The sequence below is a fragment of the Rahnella sikkimica genome (assembly GCF_002951615.1).
Lineage (GTDB): Bacteria > Pseudomonadota > Gammaproteobacteria > Enterobacterales > Enterobacteriaceae > Rahnella > Rahnella sikkimica.
In genome coordinates this window covers 1,247,095-1,259,681 of record NZ_CP019062.1, presented here as the reverse complement: position 1 = coordinate 1,259,681, position 12,587 = coordinate 1,247,095, and the positions used below count along the sequence as shown (strand labels likewise).

Genomic DNA, 12,587 nt, shown 5'->3' with positions numbered 1-12,587 from the left:
GCTTCAGATTAGTTTTTTCGATATGAAACGTCGACAGGTGCGAGGCAACGTTTTTTCATTTAAGCCCGTTGTCTGAGTCTGCGTCAAGGGTATGGCAATGTAATTTTTAACTTTACTTATATATATCAATACTATGGGAGTAGTTATGGTTACCAGACGTCAATTTGTTACCGGTTTCTCTGCAATACCTGTGCTGTCATACCTTAAATTTGATGCTGTGTTTGCGGCCACGCCCGCCTCGATTCTGGTGATGGCGATCCAACTCGACATCATAACCAGCCTTGATCCGCATGAAAGTTTTGAGTCCGTGGGCAGCGAAGTGACCGGCAATATGTATCAGCAACTGGTGAAACCCAAGCTGGCCTCCCCTGATGAAATCGAAGGCGACCTGGCCCTGTCCTGGACCACGTCTGACGATAAGAAAACCTTTACCTTCAAGCTGGATCCGAAAGCCAAATGGGCAGACGGCAAACCTGTTACCGCTGAAGATGCAGCGTTCTCGCTGCAACGCGTTGTTAAACTGGATAAAAGCCCGGCCTACATCATCAACCAGTTTGGTTACACCAAAGAGAATGTCGACAGCCTGATTACCGCGCCCGACGCTGAAACGCTGGTGATCAAAACCGCCGAACCGGCCTCTGAATCCTTCCTCTTGTATTGCCTGACCGCCAACGTCGGCAGCATCGTGCAGAAATCCGCCTGTCTGGCGAATCAGGTCGGTGAAGATCTGGGTAACGCCTGGCTGAAGAAAAACAGCGCCGGTTCCGGTGCCTTCAAACTGCGCGACTGGAAAGTCAGCGAATCCGTCATTCTCGAAAGCAACAAGAACAACCCGCACGCAGGCAAAATCCAGCGCATCATCATGCGCCATATCGTTGACCCTTCTGCTCAGCTGTTAATGTTGCAAAAAGGCGATATTGATATCGCCCGTAACCTGACGACCGAACAGCTGCGTCCGCTGATGAACGACAAAAACTTCACGCTGGTACGCAAAGGTATCGCCGGAACGTACATGCTTTCCGCCAACACCGCGCACCCTAACCTGGCGAAACCGCAGGTCTGGCAGGCGCTGAAATGGGCCGTCGATTACGAAAATATTCAGCAGCACATCGTGCCGCTCACGCACAAAATTCATCAGAGTTTCCTGCCTGAAGGTTTCCCGGCTGCCGTGAATACCATCATGTACAAACGTGATGTGGCGAAAGCCAAAGCGTTGCTGGCCGAAGCCGGTTTTCCGAACGGTTTTGAGATCACGCTCGATCACTATTCCGCCTCACCTTCTTCTGACATCGTGCAGGCATTGCAAGCCAACCTCGCCGAAGTCGGGATAAAAGTGACGCTGCTCGCCGCGGAAAGCCGTCAGGTATTGACCAAAATGCGCGCACGTCAGCAGCAACTGGCGCTGACCCAATGGGGCGCGGATTACTTTGATCCGAACTCGAACGCTGAAGCATTTTGCAGCAACCCGGATAACACCGACGCTGCGAAAAGCCGCACGCTGGCCTGGCGTTGCAGCTGGCAGGACAAATCAATTTCGGATCTCAGCACTCAGGCGCTCAAAGAATCTGATCCGGCCACCCGCATCAAACTCTATGAAGAATTGCAGACCAAACATATGGAAAACAGTCCGTTTATCATCATGCTGCAACCGACCATGACCGCCGCCTGCCGTAACGTGATTTCCGGTGTGGTGTTGACTGTAATGAGCACCAGCCCTTACGAGAAGGTTGTTAAAGCGTGAGCAAGAGACTCAATGGATTTCTGAGTACCTGCATCAGCGTTTGTCTTACTTTGTTTGGTCTGTCGGTGGTGACTTTCTTTATCGGTCGCGTCATGCCGACAGATCCGGTTCTGGCTGCGGTGGGCGACAATGCACCGCAGGCAGTCGTCGAACGGGTTCGTCATGAAATGGGGCTGGATCAGCCCCTCTGGATGCAGTTCTTTCACTACATCAGTCAGGTCTTTCACGGTGATTTAGGCCGGTCGGCCCTGACGTCCAATCTGGTCACCACGGATATCGCACGTTTCTTCCCGGCCACGCTCGAACTGGCCACGGCGGCGATTATTATTGCGGCCATTGTCGGAATTCCGCTGGGCGTCTGGGCGGCAACGCGTCAGGGAAGCTGGATTGACCAGACCATCCGCGTGGTGTGTCTGGCCGGTCACTCGCTGCCGGTGTTCGTGCTCGCGCTGCTCAGTCTGCTGATTTTCTACTCTGTGTTAGGCATCGCCCCCGGTCCGGGCCGTCAGGACATCATCTATCAGGATATGATCCCGCAGGTCACCGGTTTACTGACGGTCGATTCCCTGCTCGCAGGTGATATGGGCGCGTTCCGGGATGCGCTGGCGCACATGGTTCAGCCGGTTCTGATCCTCGCGTATTTCAGCATGGCCTACATCACGCGAATGACCCGCACTTTCATGCTCAACGCGCTCGGCGGAGAATACGTCATCACCGCCCGCGCCAAAGGGCTGTCAGCACAGCGCGTCATCTGGAAGCACGCATTTCCGACCGTGGGCGTACAGCTGATTACCGTTCTGGCCCTGACTTATGCCGGTTTACTCGAGGGTGCTGTGGTGACGGAAAACGTCTTCTCGTGGCCGGGCCTCGGGCAATATCTCACCGTGTCATTAATGAACGCCGATATGAATCCGGTCATCGGCTCCACCTTGCTGATTGGTGCCATTTATGTGCTGCTTAACCTGCTGGCCGACCTTCTCTACCGACTATTGGATCCCCGCGTATCATGAGCACTCTCCCTGTCACACCACAACCCCGCGCAGGCAGCCGCGCCTGGCTGCTGGCGGATACGCCGCACACCCGCACGCAGGCGGTCTGGGGGCGCAGATACCGTATCTGGCTCGGCCTGCGCAAAAATCCACTGGCGATCACCGGCCTGTTTACCGTGCTGGTGGTGTTGCTGATTTCACTCTGTGCGCCGTGGCTGACCAGCTATGATCCGGGTGCGCAGGATCTGGCACACCGTCTGGCGAAACCGTCGTCCCTGCACTGGCTGGGCACCGATGAACTGGGCCGCGATACGCTGAGCCGTATTCTGTACGGCGGACGCATCACGCTGGGCATGGTGATTATCGTCGTGGCCATTGTCGCGCCGGTTGGCCTGCTGATCGGTTGTGTCGCGGGCTACGCCGGAGGATTGCTGGATCGCATTCTGATGCGCATTACCGACATTTTTCTCGCCTTCCCGCGCCTGATCCTGGCGCTGGCTTTCGTGGCGGCGCTCAGGCCCGGCATCGAAAGCGCCATTCTTGCCATCGCCCTCACCGCCTGGCCGCCGTATGCCCGTCTGGCGCGCGCCGAAACCATGCAGGTGCGCGGCACGGATTACATTGCCGCCTGCCGCCTGACCGGTGCAACGCCCGCCCGCATTGTGCTGCGCCACATCATGCCGCTGTGCGTGCCGAGTCTGGTCGTGCGCATCACGCTGGACATGAGTTCGATCATTATCACCGCCGCCAGCCTCGGATTCCTAGGCATGGGCGCACAACCGCCGTCGCCGGAATGGGGCGCGATGATTGCGACCGCACGCCGTTTCCTGTTCAGCGAATGGTGGGTGCCGTTAATTCCGGCGGTTGCCATTTTCGTGACGTCTCTGGCGTTTAACTTCCTCGGCGACGGGCTGCGCGACGTCCTCGATCCTAAGGAGAAATGATGCTGGTTGATATCAAAGATCTGCATATTACCTTCCAGACCAACAGCGGCAGTTTCGATGCCGTTCGCGGCGTTTCATTGTCTCTGGGCAAGGAAAAGTTCGGTATTGTTGGCGAAAGCGGTTCGGGGAAATCCCTGACCGCGCGCTGTCTGATGAACCTGCTGCCGTCCAGCGCGAAATGCCGCGCGGAAACGCTCTCTTTCGACGGTATTGATTTACGTAACGCCAGCGAAAAACAGATGCGCCAGATACGCGGAAAGCGCGTCGGTTTTATCCTTCAGGATCCGAAATACTCACTCAATCCGGTGATGCCGGTGGGCAAACAGGTGGCCGAAGCCTGGCAGACGCACAAAGGTGGCTCGAACAAACAGGCGATGAACGCCGCCATTGAACTGCTCGATCAGGTCAAAATCCGTGAGCCGCACAAAGTGGCGCAACGTTACGCGCATGAAGTGTCCGGCGGAATGGGCCAGCGCGTCATGATTGCCATGATGCTGGCACCGGATCCGGAGCTGATGATTGCCGACGAACCGACCAGTGCGCTCGATGCCACCGTTCAGGCGGAAATCTTGCGGTTGCTCGATGATCTGGTGTCCAGCCGTGGCATGGGCCTGATTCTGATCAGCCACGATTTGCCGCTGGTCTCGAAATTTTGCGACCGCGTGGCGGTCATGTACGCGGGTCGTATCGTCGAAACCTTACAGGCCGGCGACTTGCTGAAAGCCCAACATCCCTACACGCGCGGGCTGCTGGAGTGCCTGCCATCGCTGAAACATCCGCGTGACAGACTGCCGGTGCTGGTGCGTGATGAAGCCTGGAAAACCTCATGACAGTCGAATCCCCTTATTTAGACAACAGCAAGATCATCCTCAATAACCTGCGCATTGCGTTTGGCGACACTGAAGTGGTCAAAGGCGTCAGTTTCAGCGTGGCACCCGGCGAGTGCTTTGGCATTGTCGGCGAAAGCGGCTCGGGAAAATCCACTATCTTACGCGCGCTGGCCGGGCTGAATCAGTCGTGGTCGGGTGAAATGGTGATTGGCGGCGAAGATCAGATGCCGGTGCGGCAGAAACGATTTTTCCGCCGCGTGCAGATGGTTTTTCAGGATCCGTATGGCTCGCTGCATCCGCGACAGACCATTGACCGGATCCTGAGCGAACCGCTGATCGTTCACGGTTTCCTGAATATCGAAAAGCGCATTACTGACGCGCTGGCCGAAGTCGGGCTTCCGCAGGCGGTACGTTTTCGTTTCCCGCACCAGCTTTCCGGCGGACAGCGCCAGCGCGTGGCGATTGCACGGGCGATGATTTCAGAACCGGAAATTCTCCTGCTCGATGAACCGACGTCCGCACTGGACGTCTCGGTTCAGGCCGAAATTCTGAACCTGCTGAGCGATCTGCGTGAGCGGCGGAAACTGACGTATATTCTGGTCAGCCACAATCTGGCCGTCGTTGCGCATCTTTGCACCAGCATTGGCGTCATGATTGGTGGTGAAATGGTCGAGCTTCTGAGTGCCGACGATTTGCGGACAGGCAACGTCACCCATCCGCACACAGCAGAATTAAGATCGTTAAGTCTCAGTTTAGAGGAGCCCGAATAGCCCGGTCGGCTGTTTCGGTTACCACGGGCAGTCAGGGCTGCCCATCTTATTCACTGATAGACAAATTAGGAGATGTTGATGACATCCACCGCACAGTCTGCATTACAGTGGCAGGCGGCTGAAACGACAGCAAAACGCATCACTGAAACATGGAATAAACCCGGTGAACCGGGCGGCGCAATTACCCTCTTCGACAGCAAAACGTTACGCGGTCACGCTTGCGGCGGCCTGTCGAACCTGACCACGGCAGAGCCTTTCAGCGTGGATGCCGTCGTGCGTTATGCCTCCGTCACCAAACATATTTTTGCCACTCTGGCACTGCTTCGCAGCGATGCAGGACTTTCCCTCAGCGATACCCTCGGCCAGTATTTACCCCAGTTAAAAGCCCCGATGGCACAAGTGACGATAGGTCAGGCGCTGGACATGACCGGCGGTTTGCCGGACGTGCGTGAAACCTTATCGCTGCTGGGCGTATCGGTTTATAACGTCAGCGAAGCCGGGGCGATCATGGATTTTCTGGCGCAGGACGGCGCGCTGAATTTCCCGGCGGGCACCGAGATTTCTTACAGCAACACCGGCTACCGGCTGGTTGAGGAAATCCTGAAACAAAAAGGCATTCTGTTCGAAGACCTGCTGCAAAAGCATATCGCGCAGCCGCTGGACATTGCTTTCCATGCGCCGGAAACCTGGTTCGATATCGTTCCGGGGCTGGTGCCGGGATACTGGCAGGACGCAACCGGCTGGAAAACCGCCGTCGCCGGTCTGCATCTTTCCGCGTCCGGCAGCGTGACCGGCAGCGTGCGTTCACTGAGCGTCTGGCTGCAAAGTTTACTCAGCAACACCGGTCCCGGCGCGGGCGTGCTGAAAACCCTCACGGAACCGCGTTATCTGTACGGTGATATTCCCTCGGCTTACGGATTGGGCACCACCTCTTCCAGAATCGGCGAACATACGGTTTACGGCCACGGCGGTTCTCACGCCGGTTACAAAACCTATTTCCTGCTGCATCCTGAACTGGACGTAGGCGTGGCGCTGGTCTCTAACCGCGAAGATACGACCGCTTATACTCACGCGCTGGAGGTGATGTCCGCCCTGCTCGCCGCGCCATTACCGCCGCGCAGCAACGCGCTGCCGGACGGTCTTTATGCCAGCACCGCCGAGCCGTACTGGCTGAAAGTCAGCAAGGGCACCGCCAGTTATCTCGGCTCTGCCGACAATTTGTATCAGGGCGAAGATGCCGGAGAAGCGGTTACGCTTTCCGCGCATATGCCGATGCGTTTGCGCTGGGATGGCAAGGCGATTCAGGGCAAAATCGGCCATGCGCCGCGATATTTCACGCCGGTCGAACCGAATGACTGCCTGAAAATGGTTCAGGGACGCTGGTATCACCCGGAATCAAAAGCCGCGTTTGATATTGAAGGCGATCAGCTCAAAATGGGCGTCGGCACCTTACGCACCTGCGGGCAACTGACGTCGCTGGGCGCAGGCCGTTTGCTGGTCGAACTCCCCGATGGCCCGTGGAAGAAAAACTTCTGCCTCTACTTTCAGGGTTACAGCGTCAGGCTGGTTTCAAACCGCAGCCGCGTGCTGAATTTTCACCGTGACGAATGCCGCAGCAGCTGGCAACCCGCGAAGTAATCCCTTCACGACCGACAAAGCCTTCCTCATGGAAGGCTTTTTGTTAACCCGGTCACATCCCGCCAATATAATGGATCATCTGGTACATATAAGCACAAAATGTTCACTCCTTACTCTGTAAGGCTTGCCAGCCCGTTCTGACGAAAATATCGCCAAAAAATCCCTGTAAGAATTAGTTACGCACCGCAACCGTCACTTCTGCTGTTTTGTTAATTGAATTAACATCCACGAAACAAAAAGCAATAACACTTTCCTCGTTGTGGCATTAAGAAACATCGAAAAATGTTCAGCCCGGCACCGTTATCCGCTTTTAACCTATTTATTTTTAGTCATTTTATTCAAAACACTTTCAAGGCAATGTTGTTGCAATCGTTACAAGGGATGAGTCTATGTTTGTAAAAAAACACACCGCTAAAACACTACTTTGCGTCACCTCACTGCTGTTTTCTGCCACATCTGCCCTCGCCGCTGAGCATCCTCAGCTCGATAACGCCCAGGCGGCAAAAGTGATCGACAGCGTGAAATCCACGCTATCCGGACAACACAGCACCGGCTGCGTTGCCGTTGTTGATGCATCTGGTTCATTACTGGCATTCGAGCGCCTCGACGGTTCCCCGGCCGGTTGTGTCGATGCGTCTATCGGCAAAGCCCGCACCTCCGCGCTGTATCACGCGCCGTCGCTGAAATTCATGCAGCGTCTGGCCGGTGGCGAAACCACGGTACTGGCAATTCCGCACGCAGTTGCGCTGGGTGGCGGGTTCCCGCTGACCCTGAACGGTGAAGTGGTCGGTGCCGTGGGCGTCAGCACGCCGAAGCAGGATATTGATAACCAGTCTTCTGAAAAAGCGGCCAGCGTCCTGAAATAACAGGCACGTTTCTCTCATCTTTCTTGTTGGCGGACACGCCCGTGACCGCTTAAGAACGTATACGGAATTTCAGCATGATCAATCTCTCTCGTCGCCGGATGGTTCTCGGCACTGCGGGCATGCTGGCTGCGGGTTTCGGCAGCCAGATGCTGGGCGGTGGCGTATTTGCCACGCTGGCACATGCCGCACCGCCGCTGGCTTCAGCCATCACCCTGCCGGCCGGGTTTATGACGCTGTCGAAACAGCTGACCGGCATGGAAACGCTGGAGCCACATCTCGGCCAGGCACTGTACAGCTGGCTGCACGATAAACAACTTGATGCCAAGCTCGACGCCCTTTCCGCCCTTCTCACCGCCCATGACGGCGTGGTTGGCGATGACCTGCATCAGTTGCTGGCACAACAACCGGCGCAACTGGCGCAGCTTTATCAGCAACTGGTCAGCGGCTGGTATCTCGGTGTGGTCGGCCAGCCCGGCAGCCAGAAATGCATCGGATTCGAAAATATCGTCAGCTATCAGTTGCTGAAAAATAACCTGCTGCCGCCGAGCTATGCGCCGGGCGAGCCAAATTTCTGGGTCAACAAACCGGCCACAACGCAACAAAACTCCCCGGAGGTCACTCATGGCTGATGCGCTGAATGCTGACGTCGTCGTCATTGGTGCCGGTATCGCCGGTTCTCTCGCCGCGCTGAAAATGGTGAAAGCCGGTGTTTCCGTGCTGATGCTGGATTCCGGTCCGGTGATTAAACGTGACGAAGCGGTCGAACTGTTCCGTCAGTCACCGCTGAAAGGCGACTTCACCGAGCCCTATCCGCCAAAACCCTGGGCACCGCAGCCAAAATTCCAGCCAAAGGATAACAACTATCTGATTCAGAAAGGCCCGGATTTGTATGCCGCGCAATACCTGCGCGGCGTCGGTGGCACCACCTGGCACTGGGCAGGACAGGCGTTCCGCCTGCTGCCCAACGACATGAAAATCAAAACGCTGTACGGCATCGGGCGCGACTGGCCGATCAGTTATGACGATCTGGAACCGTATTACACCGAAGCCGAAATTCAGATGGGCGTTTCCGGTGACGATGCGCTCGATTCCCCGCGTTCTCAGCCGTATCCGCTGCCAGGCATTCCGCTGCCTTACGGTTTTGACCGCATGAGTAAACGGATTGCAAAACTTGGCTATGTGCTGGGTATCGGCCCGCAGGCGCGCAACAGCATTCCTTACGATGGCCGCCCTGCCTGCTGTGGCAACAATAACTGTATGCCGGTCTGCCCGATTGATGCGCAGTACCACGGCGGGATTTCTGCCCGTAAAGCCATCGAAGCCGGTGTTCGCGTGATTGCCAATGCCGTGGTGTACAAGATTGAAGCCAGCGACAGCGGCGAAATTGTTGCCGTGCATTATCTCGACGCCGACAAAGTTACGCACAAGGTCACCGGTAAGCGTTTCGTTCTGACCGCCAACGGCATCGAAAGCCCGAAACTCCTGCTGATGTCCACCAGTGAAAAATACCCGGACGGCATCGCCAACAGCTCCGGCATGGTCGGTCGCAACCTGATGGATCACCCCGGCACCTCGGTAGAATTCTATGCCGATGAACCGGTGTATTTCGGCCGCGGCCCGATGCGACCGGGCAGTATTAACAACCTGCGCGACGGGGAATTCCGTAGCGACCGCTCCGCGTTACGTATCGACGTCGCCAACACCTCGCCGGTGCGTTATCTCACGGAACGGCTGGTGCGTCAGGGGTATTACGGCAAAGCGCTGAACGACAAACTGGCGTTTCAGTCCGAACGCTATATCCAGCTGAAATGTCTGCTGGAAATGCTGCCGGAGCCGGAAAACCGCGTGGTGCTCAGTAAAACCGAGAAAGACGAATGGGGCATTCCGCGTCTGGAAGTCCATTACAAATTCCCGGAATACGTACATCGCGGCTATGACCAGTCAATGCTCGATTTCCAGAAGATCGTCAAAGAGATGGGCGGCACCGAAGTGGTGTACAGCAAGCGTGGCGTTTACGACAACAACCAGCACATCACCGGCACCATGATCATGGGCAGCGATCCGAAGGATTCTGTGGTGGATGGCGACTGTCGGACGCATGACCACCCGAACCTGTTCATTGCCGGTACCGGCATTATGCCGTCGGCCTCCACGGTGAACTCCACGCTGTCCGGTACAGCACTGGCATTACGCATGGCGGACGCGGTGCTGAAAAGCCTGGCCTGATTGATTTTCTGAGGACTGAGCAATGAAAATGAAATTCATGCTGGCGATGCTGCCGTTAGTGGCAGCGACCAGCGCGTGGGCGGATGACGCGTCCGGTAATGCAGAACTTGTCAAACGCGGCGAATATCTGGCGACTGCTGGTGACTGTACCGCCTGCCACACGGCACCGGGTGCGGATAAAACCGCGAAATTTGGCGGCGGTTATCCGCTGGCCTCGCCTTTCGGGGTGATTTACGGCACCAATATTTCTTCCGATAAAGAATTTGGCATCGGCAGTTGGACGGATGATGAGTTCGTGCGTGCGGTGCGTGAAGGCGTGGGCAAAGACGGGCAGCAGCTGTATCCGGCGATGCCGTATGACTCCTTCACTAAGATGAAACGCGACGACGTGCTGGCCGTCAAAGCTTATCTGATGTCGCTGCCTGCGGTACATTCGGCCGGGCCGCAAACCGATTTGTCTTTCCCGTTCAACCAACGCTGGGGAATGCGCGTGTGGAAGTTGTTTAATTTCGACAAAGGCGAGCTGAAAAACGATCCGTCCAAATCTGCGGACTGGAACCGTGGCGCGTATCTGGTCGAAGCCCTCGAGCACTGCGGCACCTGCCACACGCCGCGCACGCTGACGATGGGCATGGACACCGACAAAGCATTTTCCGGCGGCGATTTAGGATCCTGGGTGGCGTTTAACATCACGCCGGACAAAAACGCCGGGATCGGCACCTGGTCGCAACAGGAACTGGTGACGTACCTGAAAACCGGTTTTGTGGCCGGCAAAGCGTCAGCGTCCGGCGGGATGGGCGAAGCGATCGAGCACAGCCTGCAACACCTCTCAGACAGCGACCTGAACGCGATCGCGATCTACATCCGTTCCGTTCCGGCTATCGGTGACGACAAGCAGACTACACCGCGTGATGCCTGGGGTCAGCAGAGTCAGGATGTTTATCCTCTGCGCGCCGAAGGCCAGACGGTGAATGAATCTGCCGTCGCGCTGTTTAACGCCAGCTGCGCAGCCTGTCACGGAAAAGGCGGCGCGGGCAGCGGTGAAGGATTCCATGCTTATCCTTCGCTGTTCAGCCACACCAGCACCGGTTCTTACGACAGCCGCAATCAGGTTTCGGTGATCTTAAATGGCGTCCAGCGCAAGATGGATAAAGGCGAAATCATGATGCCTTCATTTGCCGATCAGCTGAATGATGAGCAGATTGCGACGCTGAGCAATTATGTCAGCACGCAGTTCGGTAATCCGGCGGGCGCGACGGTAACGGCGAAAGAGGTCGCGAAGATGCGTAAAGACGCGGCTCTGCCGTATCCGCCGAAAATTGAAGAAGGCACGCAGAAGTAACGGTGGACAGGTCACGGTGAACAGGCAGACAAGGAGCCGAAAGGCTCCTTTTACATTTTATGCGTGTGGCGTTTGTATCCCAACTCTGCCAGCGTCAGAATGGAACTGCCCACCACACAGTTTTTCCCTTTCCGTTTTGCCTCATATAATGAAAGATCGGCCAGTTTGAGAGACTTACGGATAATCATGCCGGGTAAATACAACGAAACGCCCAGTGACACTGTCACTCTCAGTTCGCGGCCGTCCTCAAGAGAGATCACACAATCTTCCACTTCCTTACGGATACGTTCAGCGATGGACAACAAAGTGGCAGGATCACACGTGGAGGTCATCACTAAAAACTCTTCGCCACCGTAACGCCCGGCAAAATCTTCGTTGCGGGTCAGGTGGCGTAATAAACGTCCTACTTCTATTAATACACGATCCCCCACCTGATGGCCGAGCGTGTCATTCACCCGTTTGAAATTATCGATATCCAGCAATATTAAACCGCAGGCTTCACGCTGGATTTGCCGTTGCGCCAGCCAGTAATCCAGACTGGCGCGGTTATTAATTTGCGTCAGCTCGTCGGTGGCAGCCTTCACCCGAGTGACGAAAACTTTATTCATGTAGATTTCTTTATAATTCAGGGCGTGATAACAGAGGATCATGCAGCAGGCGGCAATCGCCTGATAAAACATCAGCTCAGTCCACGGTACCTGAATACCATGAATACTGGAAACCAGCGCCAGCCGGCAAATACCGACCAGCACGATGGTAATATACAGTTCGCGATGTTTGCGCCTTGTCCAGACACGAAATAAAAACAGTGTGCCGAGAATGATGGCGATAAACAGATTATTGAGCGTAAACATACCGCTGAAGAAAAACGCCACCACAAAACTGCACAACCCGCTGAGCCAGCCACCGAAAAATGTCACTAAAATCATGGGCAACATTTCAAAACTGAACGATAAATTATCCGTCAGGACCAACTGATTGCCGCGCAGGTACAGTGCGGTGATCCCCGCGACCAGACCAAAAGCCACCCGTTTCCAGTGTGAGCCTTTAAAGTTAAAGGGTTCGCTGCGGCTCAGTATAAAAAAACTGATTGAGAGCGTGGCGTAAGTAACGCATATATCCGCATACAAACTTCCCAGAGACAATATATCTGGCATGGTTATCGGTGCCCTCTCACACTTTCCCTCTCCGATTAACGGGTATTCACTTAAATATAGATGATGAATGCGTGCGTCGTAGCC

General features: G+C 55.7%; 11 protein-coding genes. 10 read left to right on the top strand and 1 reads right to left on the bottom strand.

The features are described 5' to 3' along the window. The first annotated feature begins 145 nt into the window (after window positions 1–145). From BV494_RS05715 to BV494_RS05670, 10 genes are all read left to right on the top strand, one after another. Window positions 146–1,741 (top strand): ABC transporter substrate-binding protein, encoded by a 1,596-nt coding sequence (locus BV494_RS05715; protein WP_104921975.1) that lies wholly within the window; start codon window positions 146–148, stop codon window positions 1,739–1,741. Then, on the top strand, window positions 1,738–2,751 hold the full coding sequence (locus BV494_RS05710; protein ID WP_104921974.1) for an ABC transporter permease: 1,014 nt from the start codon (window positions 1,738–1,740) through the stop codon (window positions 2,749–2,751). The genes BV494_RS05715 and BV494_RS05710 overlap by 4 nt, the downstream gene beginning before the upstream one ends. Then, window positions 2,748–3,674, top strand: a complete 927-nt coding sequence (locus tag BV494_RS05705) for an ABC transporter permease (protein WP_104921973.1) — start codon at window positions 2,748–2,750, stop codon at window positions 3,672–3,674. The genes BV494_RS05710 and BV494_RS05705 overlap by 4 nt, the downstream gene beginning before the upstream one ends. Continuing rightward, the gene (locus BV494_RS05700) at window positions 3,674–4,504 is read left to right on the top strand and encodes an ABC transporter ATP-binding protein (protein ID WP_104921972.1); all 831 of its coding nucleotides are present in this window, start codon (window positions 3,674–3,676) and stop codon (window positions 4,502–4,504) included. The genes BV494_RS05705 and BV494_RS05700 overlap by 1 nt, the downstream gene beginning before the upstream one ends. Then, complete coding sequence (locus BV494_RS05695; RefSeq protein WP_104921971.1) at window positions 4,501–5,274, top strand: ABC transporter ATP-binding protein; 774 nt, start codon at window positions 4,501–4,503, stop codon at window positions 5,272–5,274. Before BV494_RS05700 ends, BV494_RS05695 begins: the two co-directional genes overlap by 4 nt. Before the next feature lie 78 nt (window positions 5,275–5,352). Further along, on the top strand, window positions 5,353–6,912 hold the full coding sequence (locus tag BV494_RS05690; RefSeq protein ID WP_104921970.1) for a serine hydrolase domain-containing protein: 1,560 nt from the start codon (window positions 5,353–5,355) through the stop codon (window positions 6,910–6,912). Between the two features lie 389 nt (window positions 6,913–7,301). After that, window positions 7,302–7,778, top strand: coding sequence for a GlcG/HbpS family heme-binding protein (locus BV494_RS05685; protein WP_104921969.1), 477 nt, complete (start codon window positions 7,302–7,304; stop codon window positions 7,776–7,778). A 74-nt stretch (window positions 7,779–7,852) separates the two neighbouring features. Continuing rightward, a complete protein-coding gene (locus tag BV494_RS05680; RefSeq protein ID WP_104921968.1) occupies window positions 7,853–8,407 on the top strand; it encodes a sugar dehydrogenase complex small subunit in 555 nt (184 codons plus the stop codon). Beyond that, the gene (locus BV494_RS05675) at window positions 8,400–10,004 is read left to right on the top strand and encodes a GMC family oxidoreductase (RefSeq protein ID WP_104921967.1); all 1,605 of its coding nucleotides are present in this window, start codon (window positions 8,400–8,402) and stop codon (window positions 10,002–10,004) included. The genes BV494_RS05680 and BV494_RS05675 overlap by 8 nt, the downstream gene beginning before the upstream one ends. A gap of 22 nt (window positions 10,005–10,026) precedes the next feature. Next, window positions 10,027–11,346 (top strand): cytochrome c, encoded by a 1,320-nt coding sequence (locus tag BV494_RS05670; RefSeq protein ID WP_104921966.1) that lies wholly within the window; start codon window positions 10,027–10,029, stop codon window positions 11,344–11,346. A gap of 50 nt (window positions 11,347–11,396) precedes the next feature. Here BV494_RS05670 and BV494_RS05665 read toward each other — a convergent pair whose 3' ends face one another. Further along, window positions 11,397–12,503: a GGDEF domain-containing protein gene (locus BV494_RS05665; protein WP_104921965.1), complete on the bottom strand. Its 1,107-nt coding sequence runs from the start codon at window positions 12,501–12,503 to the stop codon at window positions 11,397–11,399. Window positions 12,504–12,587 lie beyond the last annotated feature (84 nt).

Bases quoted from the DNA above. Each gene is read 5' to 3' on its own strand.
- BV494_RS05715 (WP_104921975.1), top strand. From the start codon at position 146: ATGGTTACCAGACGTCAATTTGTTACCGGTTTCTCTGCAATACCTGTG.
- BV494_RS05675 (WP_104921967.1), top strand. From the start codon at position 8,400: ATGGCTGATGCGCTGAATGCTGACGTCGTCGTCATTGGTGCCGGTATC.
- BV494_RS05665 (WP_104921965.1), bottom strand. From the start codon at position 12,503: ATGCCAGATATATTGTCTCTGGGAAGTTTGTATGCGGATATATGCGTT.
- BV494_RS05695 (WP_104921971.1), top strand. From the start codon at position 4,501: ATGACAGTCGAATCCCCTTATTTAGACAACAGCAAGATCATCCTCAAT.
- BV494_RS05680 (WP_104921968.1), top strand. From the start codon at position 7,853: ATGATCAATCTCTCTCGTCGCCGGATGGTTCTCGGCACTGCGGGCATG.
- BV494_RS05685 (WP_104921969.1), top strand. From the start codon at position 7,302: ATGTTTGTAAAAAAACACACCGCTAAAACACTACTTTGCGTCACCTCA.
- BV494_RS05700 (WP_104921972.1), top strand. From the start codon at position 3,674: ATGCTGGTTGATATCAAAGATCTGCATATTACCTTCCAGACCAACAGC.
- BV494_RS05670 (WP_104921966.1), top strand. From the start codon at position 10,027: ATGAAAATGAAATTCATGCTGGCGATGCTGCCGTTAGTGGCAGCGACC.
- BV494_RS05690 (WP_104921970.1), top strand. From the start codon at position 5,353: ATGACATCCACCGCACAGTCTGCATTACAGTGGCAGGCGGCTGAAACG.
- BV494_RS05705 (WP_104921973.1), top strand. From the start codon at position 2,748: ATGAGCACTCTCCCTGTCACACCACAACCCCGCGCAGGCAGCCGCGCC.